Annotated in this window: 21 protein-coding genes and 2 pseudogenes; 16 read left to right on the plus strand and 7 right to left on the minus strand. The window is 41.0% G+C overall.

The annotated features are described in order from the left end of the window. Window positions 1-200: 200 nt before the first annotated feature. Window positions 201-389, plus strand: a complete 189-nt coding sequence (locus tag LCL91_RS19120; RefSeq protein ID WP_224884754.1) for a YjzC family protein — start codon at window positions 201-203, stop codon at window positions 387-389. 415 nt (window positions 390-804) lie between these two features. Further along, window positions 805-1262: pseudogene (locus LCL91_RS19125) on the plus strand (phosphotransferase); the annotation flags it as partial. A 94-nt stretch (window positions 1263-1356) separates the two neighbouring features. Here the strand turns inward: LCL91_RS19125 and LCL91_RS22290 are convergent. Then, window positions 1357-2201: pseudogene (locus LCL91_RS22290) on the minus strand (N-acetylmuramoyl-L-alanine amidase). A gap of 55 nt (window positions 2202-2256) precedes the next feature. After that, window positions 2257-2664: a hypothetical protein gene (locus LCL91_RS19135; RefSeq protein ID WP_224884756.1), complete on the minus strand. Its 408-nt coding sequence runs from the start codon at window positions 2662-2664 to the stop codon at window positions 2257-2259. A 456-nt stretch (window positions 2665-3120) separates the two neighbouring features. Between LCL91_RS19135 and LCL91_RS19140 the strand changes: the two genes are divergently transcribed. From LCL91_RS19140 to LCL91_RS19155, 4 genes are all read left to right on the plus strand, one after another. Continuing rightward, window positions 3121-4011 carry a GNAT family N-acetyltransferase gene (locus tag LCL91_RS19140; RefSeq protein WP_224884758.1) on the plus strand — a complete coding sequence of 297 codons (891 nt, stop codon included), beginning with the start codon at window positions 3121-3123 and terminating at the stop codon, window positions 4009-4011. A gap of 404 nt (window positions 4012-4415) precedes the next feature. After that, the gene (abc-f, locus tag LCL91_RS19145; RefSeq protein WP_224884760.1) at window positions 4416-6128 is read left to right on the plus strand and encodes a ribosomal protection-like ABC-F family protein; all 1713 of its coding nucleotides are present in this window, start codon (window positions 4416-4418) and stop codon (window positions 6126-6128) included. A gap of 461 nt (window positions 6129-6589) precedes the next feature. Continuing rightward, window positions 6590-7465 carry a DMT family transporter gene (locus LCL91_RS19150; RefSeq protein WP_224884762.1) on the plus strand — a complete coding sequence of 292 codons (876 nt, stop codon included), beginning with the start codon at window positions 6590-6592 and terminating at the stop codon, window positions 7463-7465. 103 nt (window positions 7466-7568) lie between these two features. Further along, entirely contained in the window at window positions 7569-7766 is a 198-nt protein-coding gene (locus LCL91_RS19155; protein ID WP_224884764.1) for a hypothetical protein, read from the plus strand. A 350-nt stretch (window positions 7767-8116) separates the two neighbouring features. Here LCL91_RS19155 and LCL91_RS19160 read toward each other — a convergent pair whose 3' ends face one another. The 4 genes from LCL91_RS19160 to LCL91_RS19175 all read right to left on the minus strand — a co-directional run bounded on the left by LCL91_RS19160 (window position 8117) and on the right by LCL91_RS19175 (window position 11954). Next, a complete protein-coding gene (locus tag LCL91_RS19160; RefSeq protein WP_160919769.1) occupies window positions 8117-8866 on the minus strand; it encodes an SDR family NAD(P)-dependent oxidoreductase in 750 nt (249 codons plus the stop codon). Window positions 8867-9018: 152 nt separating this feature from the next. Next, window positions 9019-9597 (minus strand): DNA-3-methyladenine glycosylase, encoded by a 579-nt coding sequence (locus LCL91_RS19165; RefSeq protein WP_224884767.1) that lies wholly within the window; start codon window positions 9595-9597, stop codon window positions 9019-9021. A gap of 133 nt (window positions 9598-9730) precedes the next feature. Continuing rightward, complete coding sequence (locus LCL91_RS19170) at window positions 9731-11266, minus strand: multicopper oxidase family protein (protein ID WP_224884770.1); 1536 nt, start codon at window positions 11264-11266, stop codon at window positions 9731-9733. A gap of 157 nt (window positions 11267-11423) precedes the next feature. Then, window positions 11424-11954, minus strand: coding sequence for a 2'-5' RNA ligase family protein (locus tag LCL91_RS19175; protein WP_224884772.1), 531 nt, complete (start codon window positions 11952-11954; stop codon window positions 11424-11426). Between the two features lie 241 nt (window positions 11955-12195). Between LCL91_RS19175 and LCL91_RS19180 the strand changes: the two genes are divergently transcribed. Further along, the gene (locus LCL91_RS19180) at window positions 12196-13851 is read left to right on the plus strand and encodes an alpha/beta hydrolase fold domain-containing protein (RefSeq protein WP_224884774.1); all 1656 of its coding nucleotides are present in this window, start codon (window positions 12196-12198) and stop codon (window positions 13849-13851) included. 103 nt (window positions 13852-13954) lie between these two features. Here LCL91_RS19180 and LCL91_RS19185 read toward each other — a convergent pair whose 3' ends face one another. Continuing rightward, a complete protein-coding gene (locus LCL91_RS19185; protein ID WP_160919777.1) occupies window positions 13955-14257 on the minus strand; it encodes a hypothetical protein in 303 nt (100 codons plus the stop codon). Window positions 14258-14427: 170 nt separating this feature from the next. On the opposite strand from LCL91_RS19185, the gene LCL91_RS19190 reads away from it, so the two are divergent. From LCL91_RS19190 to LCL91_RS19230, 9 genes are all read left to right on the plus strand, one after another. Continuing rightward, window positions 14428-15606 (plus strand): hypothetical protein, encoded by a 1179-nt coding sequence (locus tag LCL91_RS19190; protein WP_224884776.1) that lies wholly within the window; start codon window positions 14428-14430, stop codon window positions 15604-15606. A gap of 29 nt (window positions 15607-15635) precedes the next feature. Further along, entirely contained in the window at window positions 15636-15839 is a 204-nt protein-coding gene (locus LCL91_RS19195) for a hypothetical protein (RefSeq protein ID WP_224884778.1), read from the plus strand. Between the two features lie 150 nt (window positions 15840-15989). Continuing rightward, window positions 15990-17201, plus strand: a complete 1212-nt coding sequence (locus tag LCL91_RS19200; protein WP_224884779.1) for a hypothetical protein — start codon at window positions 15990-15992, stop codon at window positions 17199-17201. Window positions 17202-17411: 210 nt separating this feature from the next. Further along, a complete protein-coding gene (locus LCL91_RS19205; RefSeq protein ID WP_224884781.1) occupies window positions 17412-19235 on the plus strand; it encodes a solute:sodium symporter family transporter in 1824 nt (607 codons plus the stop codon). Between the two features lie 272 nt (window positions 19236-19507). Continuing rightward, on the plus strand, window positions 19508-21019 hold the full coding sequence (locus LCL91_RS19210) for a UDP-N-acetylmuramoyl-L-alanyl-D-glutamate--2,6-diaminopimelate ligase (protein WP_224884783.1): 1512 nt from the start codon (window positions 19508-19510) through the stop codon (window positions 21017-21019). A gap of 47 nt (window positions 21020-21066) precedes the next feature. Further along, complete coding sequence (locus tag LCL91_RS22350; RefSeq protein ID WP_425589701.1) at window positions 21067-21315, plus strand: aldehyde dehydrogenase family protein; 249 nt, start codon at window positions 21067-21069, stop codon at window positions 21313-21315. 290 nt (window positions 21316-21605) lie between these two features. Continuing rightward, entirely contained in the window at window positions 21606-21773 is a 168-nt protein-coding gene (locus LCL91_RS19220; RefSeq protein ID WP_224884785.1) for a hypothetical protein, read from the plus strand. A 217-nt stretch (window positions 21774-21990) separates the two neighbouring features. Then, window positions 21991-22635, plus strand: a complete 645-nt coding sequence (locus tag LCL91_RS19225) for a hypothetical protein (protein WP_224884787.1) — start codon at window positions 21991-21993, stop codon at window positions 22633-22635. Window positions 22636-22790: 155 nt separating this feature from the next. Beyond that, window positions 22791-22997, plus strand: a complete 207-nt coding sequence (locus LCL91_RS19230) for a hypothetical protein (protein ID WP_224884789.1) — start codon at window positions 22791-22793, stop codon at window positions 22995-22997. Window positions 22998-23011 lie beyond the last annotated feature (14 nt).

The following is a 23011-nucleotide window of genomic DNA, read 5'->3' on the forward strand; positions in this document are numbered from 1 at the left end:
AACCCATATATACCCCCTAAGTAGTTTCTAAACAGTTATTTTTGGTTATTTATATTTATTTTTCGAAATATCTTTCAGCTGAATAGAGACTAAAAATGAGGTGGTAAAAAAATCCTAAATGTGCTCTTTTGAGTTTTGAGATCGAGTTACGGGGTACATTCCTACATGTAACACAATAACTGACGAAGGAGTTTTTTTAGATGGCAGAGCGTTTTAAGACTGGCGAAAAGGCACCTGAGAATGGAACGTATGAATTTGTTGGATTAGTAAACGAATCAAATGGGAACGCTAACGCGGAAGAAGAAAAAAACATTGAACTAAGCAGTGGAGATACATTTCCTCCATCTCAATCCAACAAAGATGCGGCGTATTGGAAAAAATCAAATTAAATTGACATGGAACCTCCGAGAATGTTCATTCGTTCTTCGAGGTTTTTTTGTTTTTTTGATGGCTTAGATTTGTCAGTGCAACAGGAAAAAGATTTAACATAAAAAAATCCTCCGCATATGGAAATAAATGTTACGATCGATGGTTTGAGACGAAAGTCATTTATTCAAGAAAAGTTGGTAACAAATATATAACAGATCGACATTGATCCAATAGCTAATAAACCTCTTATCACCTTAATTCATAAACGAACTGTTCGAGAATGAGGGAAGTACGAAGAAGGAAGTAAGCGTCACTTCATGGGGCATTTTATACTTCTATACATAGTAAAAACGGAAAGCATGATTGTAGTTATGAAAGAATAAGGCTCCTGGAATCCAATTGCCAAGAAAGCGTTGTCAGCCCGATGTGTTTCATGAGGTGGCACATGACGTTTTATCAACAATAAAAAATCCTCCAAAGTCCTATTCCAACTATGGATAGTTGCTCGGTGATTTGTGCTTAGAAAATGTATTCGTGGATCAAGAATCAATTTTTACAATGATTGATTTTCAAGATTGTGAGAAACACTTTTATGTTTTCGACCTAGCTGCTGCAATTTATAGTGCGATGGAATATTCATATGTTGGTGGGGGGAACATCGGAGACTATGGACGAGCGATGACAAAAGCAATCCTCCAAGGTTACCAGGAGGAAAATAACTTATCCCCTGAAATGGAAGATCAGCTTCCTTTATTTATTAAATTAAAGGAAGTAATTGAATACAGCTTAATGCATATGTACTGGAAAAAGAGAGGTTAACGGAAGAACAGATTAGAATCATGAGTCATTTTAGATTAAGGATTGAACAGAACCATTCTTTACTAACGAGTTGAACCGAATCGTTTGGAATGTAGCCTGACTTCTAAGTAATTTAAAAATCAGGCGCTTGTAAGCATAAATGAAACTATTTCCTTTGGTACTTCAATATTATTTAATGGAATCCATATATTTTTTAACTTTTGCAGCTGTTGCAAAACGATCTGTACCAGAAAGTACTGTGAATTTATCTGCTTTTAAGTCATTAGACTTTCCACCTACAACAATCAATTCATTGGCCACTTTATTGTTTGTAGCTACGCTTCTTGTATAGATCGGGGCTGCAATACGATTGGCGAGTAACTCCGCAACAGGGTAATCAACAAATGAGTTAACGACTACCGCTACCTTTAACAATGACAAGTCCTCCTCAGGTTTATAAGTCACGCCATAATAATCACAAATGCCTTTAGCATGTTCAATCGCTACTTCCTTTTGAAAATCTTTATCCAGCATGAGTAAAGCTTCAAATTTGTTATCCATATAGCCGTTTTCGGTTAGGACGGCGATCATCTTTGTCTCTCGTAAAACATGGAAATCTGCTTCTTTAATCCCTCGGTAATTTGCGGTGTCCCTTGTCGTAGGTATTTCGCGATGGAAGAAGCGAGTTTACCAGCTTCTTTGTTTGTATGCCCTAAATAAACGTATAGTTCGATACCACTCGGATTTGCTCCACCAAATGAACCATCAAAGGCATTGTAGTGGATGGAGACGTAGGCATCTGCCTTCTTGCTGTTCGCAAGGTCTGTCCGTGTTTTAAGCGGAGTATCTGTATTAGTAGGGGCTACTAATAGAGTTTGAAATCCACATCTCTCTAATTCAACTTTAAGATACTTGACCACTTCTCTGTTAAATTCGTTTTCTTGGATGGAGCGACCGATTTCTGGAATATAGGGTGTTCGTTTTCCAGCAGTGTTCATTCCATGTCCATCATCTAACGCAATAAGTTTAGGCATTAGCTCACCTCTTTTAAAGTAAAAGGGTATCCCTTTATTTAGTTGTTTACAAAATTTAAAACGTGTAGGAAACACCTAAAAATTCCACTGGTCCAGTAACAACTGCTCCAGTTAGGAGAGAATTTTCAAGCTCAACAGTAAGCGAGTATCCCTGATTGGATGTATCAGGAACGTTCATATCGATTGCATGAACGGTAACAGTTTGTTCTTGTCCCACTGACAAGAGCACTGCTTCTCTGCTCGTATAGATGACTTGATTCCCTCTTAGTATCGTAAAGATTAATACTGGAGTTAGCAAAGAGGACCTAACCCCTACTGTAGCACTTAATAGGACTCTGTTAGCGCCTTGAGGTACAGCAAGACCAAATTGAGCAAGTAAAATTGGTGTGCCTGTAACAGTGCGGTTTAGTGATCCACTTCCTTGAGCAGGTACACTTGTCCCAATATTAAACACGTTCGACATGATAACTTCTCTCTTCAAATTACAGATAGGAATAGAGTCAGGATGAAGGATATTTCAAAATGGACGCTGAATATAAAAAGATACAAGCTATTCCTTCCTTAATATTATATGGATTTATATGGAAGGTGATTGGGTTGTGCAGGAAATTGTACTATTGAAGAACAATATATAAGAATAGTTATTGCGTTTAAAAAAAAGCAAAGTGTTTGAGACGTAAAAAAGGAAAAGTAAACGTAACGGTGGTCCTGACCCAGAAACGAAACAACTGATTAGAAGTATTATTATGTTTGAAGCTGAGAATATAGAGGAAGCGATCGTGTTGGCTATTCTTCATGCGACAACACAAGTGAATAGAAGAAGAATTAGGATAACATCGCAAGTCTATCATAGAGGATTTGCTACAAAACAAGAAAAAATTATAGGGGAAATAAGGAAAAAGAGGCGAAGCGAAAGAAAATGAAAACAATCACTGATCCGACTATTAAACTAAAACCATCATTAAATCAAATAGACTACTACGAAATCCTGAGATTAAAAGATCGCTGTCTTGATGAAGAAGAAGACTTAACGTTAAAACTAGAACTTGATTACAAACTAAATCATTCTCGTAACGAGAGTACAGGTCAGCATAAACTCAACGAGTTTCTATTTTATGATGATTACACACTGATCGGCTATATGGGCATCTGTCAATTTAGTTCAGAAGCATTAGAAGTAAATGGGATGGTTCATCCGGATTATAGGAGAATGGGAGTCTTTAAACGATTGTTTTCATTCGTTCATGATGAGTGGAATAAAAGAGAATCGAAACAAATGCTTTTGTTGAGTGATCACAATTCTAGATCTGGGATTGAATTTAGTAAGAGTATGGGAGCTCATTATGAAAACTCGGAATATGAGATGCATTTAGTCGGTGAAGCAAGTGAAGCTATCGAAATGACAAACCTACATTTCAGAAAAGCTTTAAAACAAGATGCAAAAGAAATTGCAAGACAGAATGCGATCTACTTTCATATGAATTCAGACGAAGAGTTTCCCGAGGAAACATCAATAGGCGGAATGGATGTTTTTCTAGCTGAATGGAACCAGTCGGTTGTAGGGAAAGTTCATATAGAACTACAGAATGGTGTAGGTGGTATTTATGGTTTAGGTGTTCTACCCGAATATCGACGACAAGGATTTGGCAGAGAGATTCTGATGAAAGCTGTAAAGGAACTAAGAGATAAACAAGCTCAACAAATCTTGCTTCAAGTGGCAGTAAAGAACAAGAATGCGTTAAAGCTATACCGATCGTGTGGTTTTAAAGTGACTTCTACAATGGATTATTTCAAATTAACAAAGAAGTGACGAAAACATTTAGCCAATAACAAGGGGAGCCCTCGGTTTATATCAGACCCAATCCCCATGTTGACATGTTTACCGCCGGTGAATATACTAAATATGTAAGTAAAAGGTGGAAAGGAATGGTACTTAGCGGATGTGGAATTAATCTTATTTAAACGGGATCAAACTCATATTTTCATAAAAATGAGAACCTGGAAAATAGGATTAGTCTGTCCAATTAAGTGATCATTTCATCATGTACCTTTTTCAAATAAAGGGAGACGTAAAGAATATTTACGTTTATTTCACTATTTGTTTAAGCGTTTGCATGTTATTTGATATGGGATTAGCAGCCTCTCCAGGATTCTTGGAGAGGCTTATTTATGTTCAATAAGCCTCTCAATCAAATTTAGTAAGAGGTGACCTGCATGGCGCGAGTGATACAAGTGAAAGAACTGCAGAAAAGTTTTGGCGAACGGGAAATTTTAAGTGACGTTAACTTTGAGATACGAAATGGTGAAAAGATTGGTTTAGTGGGCTGGAATGGGGCTGGGAAATCAACCCTTGTCAATATTTTGATGAAAAGGATTGAACCAGATAGAGGTTCTGTGACCATTCCCCATGTGAACATTGGCTATTTGCCTCAATCAACAGATAATCACCTGGCTGTTGATGCTGAACTTTTCGGTGAAAGGTTACTGGAACAAAGTAAGAAGCTAGGGTTTCAGAAAGAGCGATGGGAGCAGGAGAATCTCCAACATTTAAGTGGTGGCGAAAAACTGAAATTCTCTTTAGCGAAGATCTGGGCAAGTTCACCCGAATTTTTGATCTTAGATGAACCAACGAATCACTTGGATATGCAGGGGGTTAAATGGCTTAGTGAAGAAGTGAGGAGTTATTCCGGTGCTGCCCTCATCATTTCACATGATCGCTATTTTTTAGATGAAACTGTGACGAAGATATTTGAATTGGAATTTGGAAAATTAACAATCTATGATGGGAATTACTCGTTCTACCGACATGAAAAACAGAGAAGAACCGAGCAGAATAAGCGTGATTATGAAAAACAACAGCGTAAGGTCGAGGTGATTGAACAGCAAATCTCTACGTTGAAAGATTGGTCAGCTAAGGGCCATCGTGAAGCTGGAAAAGGTGGATCCCAATCGGAAAATCGACAAATGGGATTGCGGGAATTCGAACGAGCGAAGGCTAAGAAAAAGGATAATCAGATAAAATCGAAGCTGAAACGCTTAAATCTAGAGCTTAAGAAAGATGGAGTCGAAAAGCCGAAAGAAGAGAAGACGGTCTCTTTTCAGTTTGAACCAGCGTCAAAACGTGGGAAACGAGTTCTCGAAGCCAAAGGAATCAAGAAGGAGTTTGGGGATCGGCTACTTTTTGATAACAGTCACTTTTACATCAAACATGGTGAACGAATTGGGTTGATTGGCTCCAATGGTACCGGAAAAACCACGTTTATTAAACTCCTTTTGGAACAAGAAAAGCTTACAAAAGGTTCGCTATGGATAAGTGAATCGACAAAAGTGGCGTACCTTTCGCAAGATGTAACGGACTTACCAGGCGAGAAGACACCACTAGACTACCTTAATTTATCGAATCGACAGCAGGAAACAAAAGCGAGAACACTCCTGTCCAATATGGGCATTTCTCAAGTAATTCTTGGGAAAACCATTTCTCAATTGAGTCTAGGAGAACGAACGAGATTAAAGCTAATTTATATGATTTTGATGGATTATGACTTCTTAATTCTGGATGAACCGACGAACCATCTCGATCTTCCAAGCCGGGAAGAGTTAGAAAGAACGCTAAGTACGTATACAGGTACGCTGTTGATCGTTTCACATGACAGGTACGTAATTGAAAAACTGTGTACCAAATTATTAGTTATTGAAAACGGGCAAATGAAGCGGGTTGAGGTAGGCATTAAGGAATATGAGGAAAAACATAAGAATAAGGAGACAGGAAGCGAAAACGTAAGGGAAGAATTAGCCGTTCTTGAGACCAAAATGACAGAGCTCCTAGGCAAAATCAGTTACTTGGCAGTGGGAACGGAGGAATATAAATCGATTGATAAAGAGCTAATGAAGTTGATGGATCTAAAAAGAAAGATTAACAGCTTATGATGTAGCGTGATGTTTTGCTATCTTTGCAGAACCCGGTTGAACTTAAGATAAGTTGAAGGAAGATTCCTCGATCACTTATTTGAATGGAATAATTAAACCAGCTAGACATTGAGGGTGCCAATGATTCGAGGGTTGTTAAGGGTGTCTCCAATCAGATTTTTAATGGACTGAAGGGTTTGATTAGCAACTAATTCAATATTACTAACTTCTAACGATGCTAGGAATCCAATCTATTCGAGATTCCTAGCATTTTTTATGTAGGTTTTTGCGTTTCGTTTACAAATAGGTTCACTCGTTGGTGTATCGAGTTATTACATCTATTAGACTTTCTATTGTCTTTGGCAACAGTATGGTAAAAAGTATGGAATGTTCATGTATTTTCCATGATTTTGTTTTATGTGGTAAATAATTGGGAATTCCCTCCGAACAACATTATTTTAGTACAGCAAAGGAGGATTATAATGCGAGTCTATTATACAGGTTTCGTAATATTAGCAGCTATTTTATGGGGGATTTCAGGAGGTTTAGCAGGGATTTTAATGGACAAAGGATGGAGTCCCCTTGTGATCTCTTTTTATAGAGGGGCGATAGGGTTAGTGTGTTTAGTGATTTGGGTACTTCTTAAACGAAAAGAGAATTTAAAGAAACATTCGTCGAAAACGGTTATGTGGGCAATGCTCGCTGGAGTGGCTGTAGCTAGTAACTTCAGCTTTTACTTTCTTAGTATTTCTGAATCTGGTGTAGCAGTAGCCTCGACCTTAATGTACACCGCACCGATATTCGTCTTAATTAGTTCTTTTTGCTTTCGAATCGAGTCAATTACGCCATTTAAGGTTATCTCGATGATTATTGTCATGTTTGGTATCAGTTTATTAACGAACATTTATGAAACAGGAATAAGCGAACTAAATGTGGTAGGGATCATGAGCGGGTTACTATCAGGTATTTCTTATGCGCTCTTTATCTTTAGTTTCAAAAATGCTTCTAAAAATAATAGTCCTCCGTTTGTTCTTAGCACGGCTTTTGCTACATTTACTGTGGTATTGCTCCTGTTTATTGATCATAAGGAAGCAGTATCCGCATTGTTTTCGGAGGATCTAATCTGGTTTATTACGCTCGGAATCATTGGCGCAGGCGTTTCCTTTTACCTCTATGTAGAAGGGTTGAAAAAAACTTCCGCTTCCGTAGCTTCGGTTATTGCGATGGTTGAACCCGTCACCGCTTCTTTATTTGGATTAGTGGTTTTAGGAGAAGTTCTTACGGTCCTTCAGAGTATTGGGCTTATTGTTATCCTAATTACAATTACGATGTTAAGTGTAAAACAAAAGGATTGTTGAAGAATGATGAGAGAAAGTATGGTAGTAGCGTAGGTTGTTTGATTTAATGAATGTAAGAACTTTTGTGAAATTTTTACTACTGCGAATCGAAGGGGAAAGTGATATGGAAAAGGAGTGTTTTGTTTGCGTGAAGCCTGTAGGACTGCTGAGGGGGATGAGCTATGAAGATGATTTGTACGGAAGACATAGTGATCGAAGAAAAAAACGGGTCTATTCCGGCCATGTGGTCATTAAGGTAAAAGTGAGTAAGGCACTTCCTGGATGTGAGCGCGCTCAATTAGTAAGACTAGTCATCACATGAGCGTGTCCTTCATTTGGTTTATCGTGCTGACGAGCATGGGGCTATCATTTTTTTATTGGGGAGTAAGAGAAGTATGGCGAGGTAGTAAAGGGATTAATCGTGTTAAAGGCTATTTGGAATGTTTGTATGAAGTGGTGACACTTCAACTAAGTTCGGTTAGTCTTCACCTTCTAGTGGGAGTTGTATTGTTTATAGCAGGTGGAGTGTCTCTTTTCTTGTAGAGTGAAGGAATGTCTTTCAGTACGTGAGATAGATCTATGTGAGAGAGCATATTATATGGTTGAAGAGAACGGTAAGAAAAGGCCCGCAAAACGAATGGTTTTGCGGGCCTTAATATTATTTTAGATCACTTACTTCGTATTCGTAAACCCGCCATCAATGCGGATCACTTCACCATTGATATACTGTGCTTTCGACGTTAGTAGAAACGTAACAAGTTCTGCTACTTCTTCGGGCGTTCCGAGACGTTTCTGTGGAATACCGGCTTCGGCATTTTCTTTCATTTTCGGATTGGCATCATAAAAGTCTTTAACCATTGGGGTTTCGGTTGGTCCAGGGGCGATTGCGTTTGCACGCAGGCCGTCTTTCGCATATTCAGCCACAATACTTTTCGTTAGTCCAATAATCCCGTGCTTTGTAGCGGAATACGTGACAACCGAATCCTGACCAATGACGCCGGCACTTGAAGCGGTGTTCACGATGGAACCTCCACCATTTTTGATCATCACATCAGCTACGTATCGAACACCGTATAAGGCGCCCATTAGGTTAATGTCGACGATCTTCTCGATTTCTTCAACCTTTGTATTTAAGTAGTATTCTCCACTACCGGAGATGCCGGCGTTATTGAAGAAATAATCAATTGAACCAAAGGCTTCCACTGTTTTATCGACGTAGTTTTTTACTTCATCTGCTTTGGATACATCAGCTTTTATGAAAAGCGCATCAACGCCAGCTTTTTTTGCTAGGTCAACCGTTTCATTACCGCCTTCTTCGTTAATGTCTACGGCAACGATATTAACACCTTCATTAGCTAAACGAACAGCAGCTGCTTGTCCTAATCCACTTCCTGCACCTGTAATAATTGCGACTTTACTCATGCATAAAACCTCCTAATTCGTTGTTTAAAAATCCTATCCTGTTGCTATAGTACTAGCTTTACCCGATAAAAAATCACATTAAACGATTGGAGTGTAGCGCATAAGTCACGGATGGTAAGGCGTAACAAAAAAGCTGAAATGGAAAAACGATGTTACCTTGATACGTATTTGTTTCCCGTTACCCAAAAACGCCATGGATAGTCCCGTGCTTCACCGGAGTTATCAATGCCAATTCGTTTTCCTTCAGAAATGTGATCAGGCTGATAACCACTCCGAATATAAAGTGGCGCTCGCATTAAAGCATGTCCATAATCCCCTGGATCAATCCCAAGTGCTTTTGTGAGCTTACCAGGTCCATCCGTCCATTCCTTTTGTTTACGGCCGGGTCTTCGTTGTTCCATTAAATCGAGTCCTTTTAGAGGCTCAACGGCTCGCACTAGAACAGCTTCTGGAACACCGGTTTCAGCACTGACGACGTTGAATAAACAGTGAGTATGCATCACATAGGTATAGGCATTTCCAGGAGGGCCAAACATCACTTCCGTGCGCTTTGTGCGTTTGTTATTGAAACTATGGGCGGCTTGATCGGTTGCTCCTAGATATGCTTCTGTTTCAACGATATATCCCGATGCAAGCCCTTCGTCTGTTTCTTTTACCAGCTCACAGCCGAGAAGCGCTTTTGCTAGTTCGAGGGTCGGTTTTTGATAGAATTCTCTTGGTAAGATTGACATGAGTGGCTTCCTTTCTAATGGGGGATGAAAACTTGATTTCAGGTCTCTATGTACCAGTTTTCCACGAGTTTTGAATAGATAAACGCGGGAACCGCGGGTGACAGGCACCCGCGGTTTTGAAATGTCCGATCGTTCACTTTCTAATGACGACATAAGGCCGCATCATTTCATAATCTTCGTGTTCTAATAGATGGCAGTGCCATACAAACAAGCCTGCATAAGGTGCGAACTTCATAATGATGCGCGTGATTTCATTTGGATTTGCCCTGACGGTATCTTTCCAACCGCATTCATTCTCTTCCGGTTTCTTTCGTGGTCCCGTTGGAACAATGCCCCCTTTTTGATCATATAAACCCCTGTCAAAAGGCTGGCGATCAAGAATTTGAAAGCGAATAAGATGGAGATGAATAGGGTGAGTATTATTCGTGATATTAATAAAACTCCAAATTTCCACGTCACCTAATCGAGGCTTTTCGGTGATTGGATCAGACCAGAGCTGATTGTTTAATAGATGAAGGGATCGATTGTAGGAATCGTTTCTCATGTTAAGTAGAAGGTTTCGTTGATTGTTTGCCTGGTGCTCGTTCATTGTTTCATACTTGCCCAAGGAGCCTGGTATGACACCTTTCTCTTCATGAGAGAGCTCTTCTTTTACGCGAAATTGCATAATAACCCCGGTGGTCTTAGAATTCGGTAACTTTCCATTTGGATAGGATGAGGGGGCATTATTGGTTAAGGTGATCATCTTTCCACTAGAACGACTGAAGTCCACCACGACGTCCACACGTTCTGCAGGAGCGATCAAAACGCGAGTGACAGGCACCGGATGTGGTAATAACCCTTGATCTGTGCCAATTTTAGTAAAGGGAACGCCGTTAGAAAGAGAGAGACAATAGAATCGAGCATTTGCGCCATTCAGAATGCGAAACCGATACTTGCGAGGCTCCACTTCTAAATAGGGCCATACTTTCCCATTTACAAGGTTTACCTTACCAAAAAACTCTCCAACAACAGAGGGGGAGACACCTGTTACAGGGGGGGTGGGCTCAGACGGATAATACAAAGAACCGTCTTGATGAAACGAGCGATCTTGAATAATGAGCGGAAGATCGAATGGGCCGTCCGGCAAGCCGAGTGAACGTTCTTCTTCATCATGAATGAGATACATGCCAAGAAGTCCAGCATAGATGTTCAAGCGGGTAATCCCCATCGCATGATCGTGATACCAGAGGTTCGTGGCAGCTTGACGATTCGGATATTCATAAACGGGGTTAGTGAAAAAGGGACCGAGTTGCTGAAACCCCTTTGTAAACCAAGCTTCTGGATAGCCATCGCTCGTATCAGGTGTAGAGCCTCCGTGAAGATGTACGACGGTACGAACGTCGGGTACATCTAGACCAGCCCCATGAACGGTGTGATCAATCGGAAGGAAATGCCTGGTGGGAAGTTCGTTTTTCCAAAGAACACGAATAGGCTGATCCCGAAAGACGTGAAAGGTTGGACCTGGAAACATCCCGTTATATCCCCAGATCCGAGTTGGAGGCAAATCTCGATGAAGCTTTTGCATGGTTTCTTTCATGGTCACTTCGTAGAAGGGGGTGCCGTTGATGGTTTTAATTGGTTGAATGGTCGGGAGGATGGGGAGTCGATCCACAAACTTTTCGAGCATGTGTAGCACTCCTTTCATTACGGTGCTTTTATTTATCTTATGTTTACGTGTAAGCATCTATTTTTGATTTGTTTCGAGTGTGAGGGTGAGAACAGAAAAAACCCCCTCCTTTTCAATTGGAAGAGGGAGGGGGCGGCTAGGTCTATGGAGCGCACATTCAGCCTAGAGGGATTTGGAGTAGTGGTTCGTAGCGTTTGCTGTTAGGGCGTAGTTCGTATACTTGCACGGATTTTACTAGAAAAGTAGGGTACGGTGTTAACTCTTTCTCTGCTGCATGCGCCATATCGCTTAGCTCCTCTTTCGATAAGCCATGCTGTTCTTTTCCGAGCGTGAGGTGAGCTACAAAGTTATCGAGCTCAAAATATTGGTTAATAAGTTTCTGGGGAGGAGAAATTGCTCTTACAATCGCTTCGTGTAAGGGATACAGCTCATTAGATAGAACGCTTAAGTAAAGAATGTTATCCCCAAAATAGTTTGGTTTGGCTAGGGTAATCGTAAACGGGTGAAGGCTTTTACAAACCGTTCTCACTTTTTCCATCCATTCCTTATCTGGTGTTAAACCACCTTGTGCTTTGAGCGTAATGTGCGGTTCGACGATCAGGGAATCTAGCCATTTATGTTGAAAGTATTCGACCTTTTTTAGATAGTCGGGTGGTGGGGTGATACCGATGAAATACTGTGAGGGCATAGAGATTCAGTCCTTTTGATAGATTTTAATCGTGAGTACCGTTTGATTACGAGTATGGGCTTCTTATGCTGTTATATCTGTTTAATTATAGTTATTATAGCAAAATTAGGATTGTGAGAGTGTTTGACTGGTTGTAGTGTTCGAACATAGGGTATCATTGCTATATCTTACCACTTTGCAAATATCGACAGCATTCGCCTAAAACCGGGCGGTGACAGGCACCAACTAGAGGAGGTTTTCTATGTCTTCAGAACTTGAATCAAATATGGAACGCGAAACGAAGTCGCCATTACCTAAGAAATTCATCTTACAAGCTTCCTACTGGAAAGCCATTCAACTTCTTGCAGGGATAAATCTGCTCTTTAGTTTATTTTATCTCTCATTTCGAAATACAAGTCCGATTTGGAATGTGTTTGGGGTTTTGTTTCTCGTCATGATTGTGATGAGCATCTTGGGGGTGCTCAGGCAGCGTAAACTCAGTATTGTGAGCATGCTGTATCTGTTGTTTCTTCCTTTTGCTTTAATTTTAATAGGCCTCTTAAATTTCCAGCTATCAAATCAGTATCCAGGTGAAACGAGCAGCGCGCCGATCTTGATCCCTTCTTTGTTCCTTCTCGTTCATGTAGTGACGCTTATTTTTGCTTGGAGAATGGACAAGGAGCGAAATGGGAGAGTAAACGGCATCCCGAGGTGGTTTTCTGATCTATTAATATGGGGCAATGTCGTTGCATTAATTGTCGGACTCTTCACAAGCTCTCTGATTCTCTTTCGTTACGAAAACGGCGGCTATGGGCCTTACGTGAACCAACTCGCCTTGTTTTACGCATTTGTTTTCTTAGCGAGTACCGTACTCGTTTTACAGGGAAGCAAGTCGTGGATAAGACCACGCCAAACGTTGCGGAGGATCTTGATGAGCGGTGGGTTTGCCATTACTTTCGTTCATTTCTTACCGCTTCTCTCTGTCCCGATTATAATCAGTCAGGCAGAAGAACAGGTAGAAGAGGCGTTTAGTCAATGGGATTCAACGTCGTCCGAATTTCAACAAACGCCATTTTCGCTTCCCGCTTATTTTCTTGGCCTTCCACCTGCAGATGTGGAAGGAGAAAAGGATGTGCTGTTTTATGAAGGGACTGAAGGAGTGGACGATGGCGTTGAGCTTCGCTTTGATTCCTTTCTTCCAAAAGAAAAGGATGGAAAGCTGCCAGTCTTAATTCGTATCCATGGCGGGTCATGGGCAAATGGAGATAAAGGTGATGCAAACGTCATGCAGCAAAATACGTATTTTGCTGAACAAGGGTATGCGGTATTTGATATTCAATATGGACTCACAACGCTTAGTTCCTATGGATTAAGCAGCAATGTTCCTGACCATGTGAGGGGACCATTTTCAATTGATGATCAAGTTCGTCATATTGGACTTTTTACACAGTATTTAACGGAGCATGCAGAGGAATATGATCTGGATCTTTCAACCACCTTCATCTCAGGAGGTTCGGCTGGTGGTCATCTGGCAACGGCTAGCGCTCTTGCGATGACAGAAGGGAAGTATGGTGAATGGTTCTCGGAGAAACTGAAAGTGAAAGGGTTGATCCCTTACTATCCAGCGAACAAAGGGCCTGCGCTTGGCGGTATTCCGGGCACGGAGGAACTTCTCTGGCCAGAACAGCTCGTGAGCGAAGAAAGTCCACCAGCGCTTCTTTTTCACGGCACGCACGATACGTACGTGGGCTATGAAACGGCGGCATCGTTTAAAGAAACGTATGCAGAGAACGATAATAAAAAAGCCGCTGTGATTTATATGCCGTTTGGAAACCATGGCAGTGATTTTTACTTTGCAGGGTATTACAGCCAGACATTTACGTATTATATGGAGAGGTTTATGGCGTCGTATCGGTGAGTGTTTCGTGACTTTAGAAATAGAGTAAAAAAAACCAGGTTTCCCTAAAGAGTGAGGGAAGTGCCTGGTTTTCTTTTAAGTCGATTTAAATCGGTTTCTAAGATTAAACGAGACTAATGCCTATCCAAATAAAGTAAGCGATTACAGAAACGTTGAACAGTGTAAAGAGCAATCCGATCGTCGCCCATCCTTTTTTCTCATCGCTCGTTCGGTAGACAACAAATGCGAACAAAATAGACAGCACACAGCCCGCTAGAATAACAAACATAATGGATATAGCAGCCGATTCACCGGAGCGAGAAGATACCGGATCAATCAGAAACATAGCGAGTGTTGTTAGAACACTGATGATATTGAATAAAACCGTTCTCCACGTTGTTCTCTTTGAGCGGTAGGTGTAAAACATGTTGTTCTCCTTTCTAGCCTGTAGAGTAGCCTGTCTATCATTATAGTGGAGTTAAAAGGCAGACACAAATTGACAAGTGAAGGTGGTAGTAGAAAAAAGAATGGCGCATTCGACAAATTCCGACTGAAATCGGGTGGTGACAGGCACTACAATTAGAAAGGGGTGAAAAAATGAACAATTTCATAGGCGTTTTCTTCTATCTCCTCATCTTAGCGATCACTCTCTTGATCTACCGGAAGTCAGATGAATTCGAGCCTTATTTAGTATGGAAACTCATCGGCTACACGATTCTCGGAGGCTTTTCATTTCAGTTTAATGAATGGAAGTTGCCTCTTGGATTCTTCATTTACTTACTGTTCTTCACGAATATGAAAGTTAATGAAAAGGCCAAGAAGCGCGCGGTTTATTTAGGTTTAGTGATCTTCCTCGTATCAACAATTGTCCCATGGATACAAAACTACATATATGAGCAACCAAAAGAAGTTGCGGTACAGAACACTAACTTCTATGATGGAAGTCTTGCGAAAGAATGGGAGAACATACATAGCAAACTAGGTGATAGAGGATATCCGGTCAAGGTCCTTGATTTCGATATGGCGATCAGTGATGAGGGAGAGATCGAAGACTTAGATATGTACATAGAAGAGAATGCAACGCTGGGAAAAGTGCACTATCATATTACCCTGTCCAATGAGGACAAGGAATTCATTGTAGAACGTAGAAAGGTTGGAACAGAGGGGTTCCATTTTGCTTCAGAGACCCTGACAGAAGGGGAGTTTTTTTTCAAACAGATTGATTTGATTAGGAAACCTATGCTAAATGAAGAAGGCGTGGATACTTACTATTTATCTGCAAGTGGGCAGAGAACGAATTATCCACAAACAGATGATGATTCTTATCGGATTGATACGGCCGGTAAGAGAAAAGTTAAGAAGAGTGAATTGCCGACTGATGCCATCGTCGTTGATATTTGCGATGGTAATTGTGATTTTCGAGCGTATTTCCTTTTTGATGTGTTAGAGCGAATGCCTCCAATTACGGAAGACAACGTTCTTGATATCGCGCAACAACAATCATCTGATATCAGGAGCTGGCTAATCAGTCACACCGGGGATGGACTTGGACTAGAAAAAGATGGGGAATACTTCTTAACGAAAGATGGGAAAAAGGAGAAAGTAAGCAAAGAGACCTATTTTAAGGTATTAACAGAAACACCTAAAATAACAATCAACCACAACGAACCTCTGTTAGAAGTAACCGTGAAAAATCCTTATGGGGAAGAGCCTCATCAAATGGAATTTACCTTTAACAAAGAGTGGAGAGAAGTGAACTGGGTTCGTTTTCAATAAGCTAAATGAATGAAAAGCGAGGTGCCATGATGCGATATACAGTTGTTCGAAACTTGTATTTGTTTCTAGGATGGTTTTATTTAATAAGCGTGCTGCTTATTGCAGGCTATGCCTTTGTCTATGATTTAGGGTTACCTACTCTCTATTTTATCTGGATCATCGTAGGGGGTATCTTGTTGTTCATTTTTAGAAGAAATATGAAGCGAGTGATGAGAGAGAAACCAATAAAATAAGGGCAGTGCCTTCATAAAAAAATCGTTAACACTTCCAAGTTTAACTGTGTTGGCGGTTTTTTTTATGATAAAAGGACAACTATTTACCCGCTCATCCTTGGATATAGTACAATAAAACTGCACGATACAATAATTGGAAGTGGTGATGGAATGAATCAAAACGTGTTAACCCTCCCTGCAAGCGGAACATGTAAGATCATTTACGAGCACAGCATCCATGCGTTTCCCAGTCATTACATTTACAGAGAAACACCGTACGTTGCTTTTCGAGAAAAAGGTGGGTTCATTGAAAAACTCTACACCGTTCGCGATTGCTTAGTGCTCATTCCTCCATACACCCCTGCATCAGCAGATCTCACACGTTTCGACTTAGAAATTCAGGAAAGAATTCTGTCTTACATCCAGGATCGCAAAAAAGGATTCGGTTTTGAAAAAACAGGACAAACCTACATGTTTTGGATTCTTGACTTGGAAACACCATTACCTCACCGACCAAAAGTGACACCGAACACACCAGGTCATCAGTATTTCGCATATGAAGATTTCATATCCCGTGAGCCAGTAATCACAAAAAACGGAACCATCTCAAAATCTGGCGTCTTCGAGTACGATGACTTCAGAGACAATCTGCTGATCGATAAGTACAATTCCATTCTACCCGCTATGAGAAATATGAAAACAAAGCATTTAAGAAGTGAAAATAGTGAAGACGCCATCACCTGGAACGTGTTTAAATCGCTCCAACAAATCAATCCTCAACACTGGTATCCAGAACTGATTGCAAAAGGGATCAATCAAACGAAATACGCCATAAAGAAAGTAGTCCCCACCAATCAGCTGCCTCACAATCTAAGCATTAACCTCTGGAAAACAATCAAGCCGCCGTCAACTTTACTAGATAATCAGCTGCCAGAAGGACCAACGGAAGTGGATGTCATTATTGAAAGTGAAAACGTTGTCTGGTTTATTGAAGCGAAATTCAAGTCCGACATTTCCATAAAAACAACGCACAATCATTCCCGAAACCAGGTTCTGCGCAATATTGACGTTGGATCCCATTATGCTAAAGGGAAGGACTTTTATTTTTCGCTCCTTATCTTAGAAGATGCTATGTCCTCAAAAGGTGTTTCAGCTGTAGATACTTACAGCAGTGAACTAACGTCAAACACACAACAATTTCAGCGCCGCTTTCGCTCGAATCATCTTTCGAACGTTCAGGGCATAACCGTTTTTTATTGGAATGACTTTGTGGAGATCTTTAAGAACTGTATGCAAGAGGTGGAGGATGATTTTGAGCAGCTGATTGCAGCACGCGCTTTTCACTGGATGACCGAAAAGGTAGATCAGATGGTTATAAACTAATCAATTCATGAAAAGGGGCTGTCAAATGTGGTGGCCCCTTTGTTGACAAAACGTGGTAGAAATCCTTCCAGTCTCCATGTCTTTTCTACTAACTTTTCCTGTTTTTCATGCTCAATTTCAAAAAAATGTTTACTAATATAATAAAAAGGTTATTTCCCTTATTACAATAATATGAGAAATATTTTTTCTTGAAGTAGAGGGGGAGTCAAAATGCAATCACTTTGGTTTACATTGCTATCTTGTATAGCATTCATGGTGCTTGTTGGATACATAGCTTATCGGAAAACGAAAGGAACCACGAGCGGTTCCGATGGGTATTTTCTTGCAGGTAGAGGATTGAGCGGTGGGTTTATTGCCGGCTCGCTTTTGTTAACGAACCTGTCAGCTGAGCAGCTGGTAGGGTTGAACGGTCAGGCGTTTCGAACGAATCTTTCAAACATGGCCTGGGAAGTAACGGCAGGGGTAGCGGTAGTTCTTATGGGACTTTACTTGCTTCCAAAATATTTGAACATGTCGATTACCACACTGCCAGAATTCCTTAGCAAACGATTTGATGAAGGCGTAAGACGCTATACCGTTGTTTTGTTTATGGTTGGGTACGTTCTGGTAACGATTCCTTCTATGCTTTATTCCGGCGCACTCGCTGTTCTCAAACTGTTTGATGTGCCGTCTATTTTAAACATTTCCTATACCCAGTCGATCTGGGTCGTGATCTGGGGCATAGGAATTATCGGCGCTGTTTATGCGATCTTCGGTGGATTGAAAGCCGTTGCCGTGTCTGACACCATTAATGGCGTAGGGTTACTTATTGTTGGTGCGCTCGTTCCGATTCTTGGGCTTATCGCACTTGGAAATGGCGCGTTCCTAGACGGAGTTAAAACAATCACAACAACAAATCCGGAAAAACTGAATGCGATCGGCGGTCCGGAAGACTCTGTTCCGTTCGGTACAATTTTCACAGGACTTATCATTGCGAACATGTTCTACTGGGCAACAAACCAGTACGTCATTCAGCGCACACTCGGAGCGCAAAATTTAAAAGAGGGACAAAAAGGGGTTATTTTCTCAGGATTCTTTAAGCTTCTTATCCCGATTTTCATGATGGTGCCAGGTGTAATCGCGTTTCACCTTTACGGTGGGAATCTAAAGTCTGTTGACCTTGCGTATCCAACGCTTGTGATGAACGTGCTGCCATCCTACTTATCCGGCTTTTTCCTCGCAGTATTGCTTGGTGCCGTGTTAAGTTCTTATAACTCACTATTAAATAGTGCTTCAACAATGTTTGCACTTGATATTTACAAGCCGGCAATGAAAAAAGATGCCACAGATGAACAGCTGATCACCGCGAGTAAATGGTTCGGGTCAGTTATTGCGATTGTCACGTTTTTCGTGTCGCCGATGTTAATGTACGCACCAAATGGTTTATGGGATTTGATTCGAAAGTTTACTGGCTTTTTCAACATTCCGATTGTTGCCGTTGTGCTTATCGGTATTCTATCGAAAAAGGTACCGGCACTAGCCGCGAAAGCTGCGATCATTTTCCACGTGGTGGCTTACTACATGATGGTATGGGGCACGGACCAGATCTTTGGACTTCCGCTCAACATTCATTTCATCCACATCTACGGCATTCTATTCGTAGCTGAAGTGGCCATTATGTTTGGAGTTGCTTACTTTAAACCACAAGAAAAAGCGTATGTTTTCCCGAAAGCTTCGAAAGTGAACATGACGCCGTGGAAATATAGCGTTCCTGCAGGAATTCTACTGATTGCAAGCATATGTGAAACGTATCTTGTCTTCTCACCAATTGGCGTTGCTTATGCAGGTGGCATGATTTCACCATCGTTCTTACCAGCAACAGGAGCACTCGCAGTCGTCACGCTTATTGCGTTTGCCGCTGCAACGAAAAGCTGGGAGCGAAAGTACGGTCATGCGGTTCGCCGAGCGAAGAATGCGGTGAAAGAAACTGGAAGAGAAGTAGGAGGGCAAACGCAAAACCCTCAAGTGAATTATTTTACAAAGAAAGATCTATAAATCTGACTTTGAAACAAGGAGCCCATTCAGCTGGAATGCAGGCTCCTTGTTTTTTTGTGGTCATATCACAAATAGCCCTTCCTACAAAAATGGAAAAAAAGTCTCTTACCCTACTACCTATCGAACGTGTTACGTTATCTCACACGAAAAAACACATTGAAAACCGATTCAGCGCATCGATAAGGTTTATGCCTTAGGAAGGTAGGGAAAGTTTCCTATATCAAAATCGCTTTATCTTGTTAAAGCGGTACTTTAGGATAAAGGATGGTTTAATGAACAGAAAAGCTTATTTAATGGAAACTCTTTTAAACGGTGAATATTCAGGACCTTCACAGCAATCAATTACGTCAGTCGTGTATGATTCTCGTGATGTCGAAGAGGGGGCTGCTTTCGTCTGTATTTCAGGTGAAAAGATGGACGGTCACCTTTTTATCGAGCAAGCGATTGAGCTTGGGGCAAAAACAATTGTAGGGACGGATCATGAGAAAATGGCGACAGCTTCGGCCCTTTATCGGGAAGTGAGCTTCCTCTACGTTCACGATAGTCGACAAGCGCTCGCTGACCTTGCGAGAGTGATTTATGATTTTCCTTCCGAATCTCTCCATACGATTGGGGTCACTGGAACGAATGGAAAAACAACCGTTTCTTCTTTCACATATAATCTCTTAAACCATCTTTCTTTTCGAACGGGCTTGATTGGGACAGCTGGGATTTGGGATGATCAGCAGAAAACCACGTTTAAGCAAACCGTTCCGACTACGCCAGAAGCTCCAGATATTCATCGCGTGCTCGATTATTTCCGTGCGAGTGAAATGAAGGCAGCTGTCATTGAATCAACGTCCATTGCCATTGAACAGAAGCGTTTGTTAGGCATTTATTTTGATGTGGCGGTTCATACAAATCTAACGCCTGAACATTTAGAGTTTCACGGGACGATGGAAGCGTATAAAGAAGCGAAGTTAAAATTGTTTGATCAAGCGAAACGAGCGGTGGTAAATATCGACGATCCGGCCATGTCAGGAGACATCATTGAGCGTTTTCAAGGGCAACTTATCACCTATAGTTTGTCGGAGTTAGGTGACATACGTGCCGATCATATTCAAACGTCCATTAACGGAACATCGTTTACGCTCTATGCGTTTAATGAAACGTATAACGTAGAGGCGCCAATTATTGGTGAATACAACGTGGCGAATCTTCTTGCGGCGATCGCAACGTGCTATCAAATCGGGTTTTCAATTGATGAAATTCTGTCTGTGATTGATCATATTCAGGCACCTGAAGGCCGTTTTCAAGTAGTTGATGGGGCACCATTTCAAATTGTTCTCGACTACGCCCATACGCCAGATGCGCTCGCAACCGTTCTTGACGCCGTACGTCACGTACCGTACAGGAAACTGATCGTGATGATTACCGGCATTGGGCTGCGTAACCCTGAAAAGCGTCCGATGATGGCTCAGGTTGCAGATGGCATGGCAGATGAAATCATCGTCAGCGTGGATCAACCAGGATTCGCCGATCGACAAGAAGTAGTCAATGACGTTTTGAAAGGGTTCCACCATCCATCTGCTCCACATATTCACTCAAGGCTTTACCGAGAGGAAGCCATTCATCACGCCTTTGATCTAGCTGAGCCAGGAGACGTCGTGCTCTTAACTGGCATTGGCTTTGGCGGTTACCAGATCATAGGGGATGAGCGCGTGCCATATTCAGAATTAGAAGTGATTGATGATTATTTTAATAATGGATCGTTAGACGTTCAGCAAATGAAAGAACCGTGTTAAGTGCGTGATAAGTATGTTCGTTCCTGCTCCTCGAGCTAGGACCGTGCATGCTTTTTTTGTTTGGGTTGTTGAAAAGAAAAAGGCGATTTCGAGCTTCCAATGAGGAAGGGTTCTTTATTGACCAAACGATTTTTGATTACGTGATCACTTCAATGCAACTCTGGAAAGACGAAATTTTCGCTCCTGTGCTATCGATTGTGCGAGTGAAGAATCTAGAAGAAGCGATTGAACTAACCAATGAATCTGACGTGGGTGAATTTTACACGAGAAGAAAGGTGGTAACGGCAAGGTGGTAAGCGATAAGGCTATAGATGATCACACAATAGGTGTAGAGAGGAAGACCTCTCTACACCTTTTTATCAATAGTTCTTTTTTTAAAAAAGTTCTTCCATAAAGAAAGAGGAAAATAGGTATAGGTGAAACATTTGATGCGTTTCTTTCGTATGACTAATTAAGGTAGATAGGTCATGTATGTTCAAAAGGGGCTTAGTAGACAAAAGAAAATCCCTTATAAATACTGGCTAGCCGCATCGGTATGCAAATGTTTACATATTTTCACTATTTTTATTATTAGGGGGATGAAAAGTTGGGATTATTCTTTTACCTTACGATCGTGATTGGTTTCTCGCTCATTTATTATGGCTATGTAAAGAAAACAGAAAAAGATATAAAAATGAAAGAGCTAGAGCTTGAAGCGAAAAAGATTGAGTTGGAAATGAAGAAGTTAGAGTATCGTCAGGACAGCAGTGAATGAGCAGAAAAGTCATCGTGCTACGTCTTCACCCAGATGTTTCGATCGAAGAGTGGACGATAATGGATGAGAGCAAATAGTGCGTGGGAGCGATTATAGGGAACTCGTTAGGGAATAAATAATGGAAAAAATCGGTTATGACATACAAGATAAGCATGCGGTGCTAAGTAGGATAACAGTCTAACAATATATTGGAATCGAGAAAGACGGAGGAATTGAAATGAAACGATTATTCACTTTACTAGGAGTATTGCTTCTTCTAGCGGGCTGTACGAATGAAGACAGCAGTGGCGGGAAAGAGGAGGGGAAAAGTGCTAGTCAAGAGTCTTCTACAAGTTCCCTGGAAATTAAACCTGCAAAACTATCAAAACGTGAGCAAAGCATCGTCAATCAAATGGGAATCGATTTCAAAACCTTTTATACGGTTGATGGGAAAGTAGAAAAAGGGGAATCACTCGTAACGTCTATCGTTGTATACAAAGACGGAGATGGTGGAAAAGAAGAATTCATTTCCTTTGGTGGAGATAATGAACAAGAGCATTTCAATAAAGCACTTCACTCTTTTCAACTTTATATGGAAGAAGAAGTGGCACATTTCACAATGGGATCACCAGATGGATTTGGCAAAGGATCGACCATTATGCCTGAGAAGCTGGGCGCATTTATCTTTGAACAAATGGAAGAAGAGGTCACGATAACCAAAGGAGAAACGGTATATTTGGCGTACCTAATTGGATCGAGTGAGAGCCAAATGTCGTCAGGGAACCACAGTGATGTTAAAACCTTACCAGAATCAGTGAAAACGGCAGAGTATGCAGTGGTCGCTCAATTAGAACTGAAAGACAATCTTGATTTGAAAAAGTAATTGTACTAAAAATCCATATTCATGAAATGAAAGATTGAGTTGTTTGGAATTTATTTAAATAATTGGAATTAATGAGTTGTTGTTATTCTCAAATACCTGCTTACTAAGAGAGCCATTTAAAAAATAACGAATAGATGATAAGGAGGTGACGATAGTTGGATAGTAAAAAGTTCTCAAAATTGGATAGATGGCGAGCAAAATATGGCGCCTTGGCGATTGCCCTGAGCTGTCTTCTAACGGCTATTAACTCCTGGGGACAGAATTGGATTCTTACGAGTGTTATGGGTTTAGGTGCACTTGTTTGTGGAACAATCGGATTCTTTGACAGGAAGAGAACCATTGAGAAAGAACAAACAAATTAGCATGATCATATTAG

It is taken from the genome of Guptibacillus hwajinpoensis (assembly GCF_020171785.1).
GTDB lineage: Bacteria > Bacillota > Bacilli > Bacillales > Guptibacillaceae > Guptibacillus > Guptibacillus sedimenti.

Coding starts and splice junctions, on each gene's coding strand:
- LCL91_RS19120 (WP_224884754.1), top strand. CDS start 201: ATGGCAGAGCGTTTTAAGACTGGCGAAAAGGCACCTGAGAATGGAACG.
- LCL91_RS19135 (WP_224884756.1), bottom strand. CDS start 2,664: ATGTCGAACGTGTTTAATATTGGGACAAGTGTACCTGCTCAAGGAAGT.
- LCL91_RS19140 (WP_224884758.1), top strand. CDS start 3,121: ATGAAAACAATCACTGATCCGACTATTAAACTAAAACCATCATTAAAT.
- abc-f (WP_224884760.1), top strand. CDS start 4,416: ATGGCGCGAGTGATACAAGTGAAAGAACTGCAGAAAAGTTTTGGCGAA.
- LCL91_RS19150 (WP_224884762.1), top strand. CDS start 6,590: ATGCGAGTCTATTATACAGGTTTCGTAATATTAGCAGCTATTTTATGG.
- LCL91_RS19155 (WP_224884764.1), top strand. CDS start 7,569: ATGGAAAAGGAGTGTTTTGTTTGCGTGAAGCCTGTAGGACTGCTGAGG.
- LCL91_RS19160 (WP_160919769.1), bottom strand. CDS start 8,866: ATGAGTAAAGTCGCAATTATTACAGGTGCAGGAAGTGGATTAGGACAA.
- LCL91_RS19165 (WP_224884767.1), bottom strand. CDS start 9,597: ATGTCAATCTTACCAAGAGAATTCTATCAAAAACCGACCCTCGAACTA.
- LCL91_RS19170 (WP_224884770.1), bottom strand. CDS start 11,266: ATGCTCGAAAAGTTTGTGGATCGACTCCCCATCCTCCCGACCATTCAA.
- LCL91_RS19175 (WP_224884772.1), bottom strand. CDS start 11,954: ATGCCCTCACAGTATTTCATCGGTATCACCCCACCACCCGACTATCTA.
- LCL91_RS19180 (WP_224884774.1), top strand. CDS start 12,196: ATGTCTTCAGAACTTGAATCAAATATGGAACGCGAAACGAAGTCGCCA.
- LCL91_RS19185 (WP_160919777.1), bottom strand. CDS start 14,257: ATGTTTTACACCTACCGCTCAAAGAGAACAACGTGGAGAACGGTTTTA.
- LCL91_RS19190 (WP_224884776.1), top strand. CDS start 14,428: ATGAACAATTTCATAGGCGTTTTCTTCTATCTCCTCATCTTAGCGATC.
- LCL91_RS19195 (WP_224884778.1), top strand. CDS start 15,636: ATGCGATATACAGTTGTTCGAAACTTGTATTTGTTTCTAGGATGGTTT.
- LCL91_RS19200 (WP_224884779.1), top strand. CDS start 15,990: ATGAATCAAAACGTGTTAACCCTCCCTGCAAGCGGAACATGTAAGATC.
- LCL91_RS19205 (WP_224884781.1), top strand. CDS start 17,412: ATGCAATCACTTTGGTTTACATTGCTATCTTGTATAGCATTCATGGTG.
- LCL91_RS19210 (WP_224884783.1), top strand. CDS start 19,508: ATGAACAGAAAAGCTTATTTAATGGAAACTCTTTTAAACGGTGAATAT.
- LCL91_RS22350 (WP_425589701.1), top strand. CDS start 21,067: ATGCTTTTTTTGTTTGGGTTGTTGAAAAGAAAAAGGCGATTTCGAGCT.
- LCL91_RS19225 (WP_224884787.1), top strand. CDS start 21,991: ATGAAACGATTATTCACTTTACTAGGAGTATTGCTTCTTCTAGCGGGC.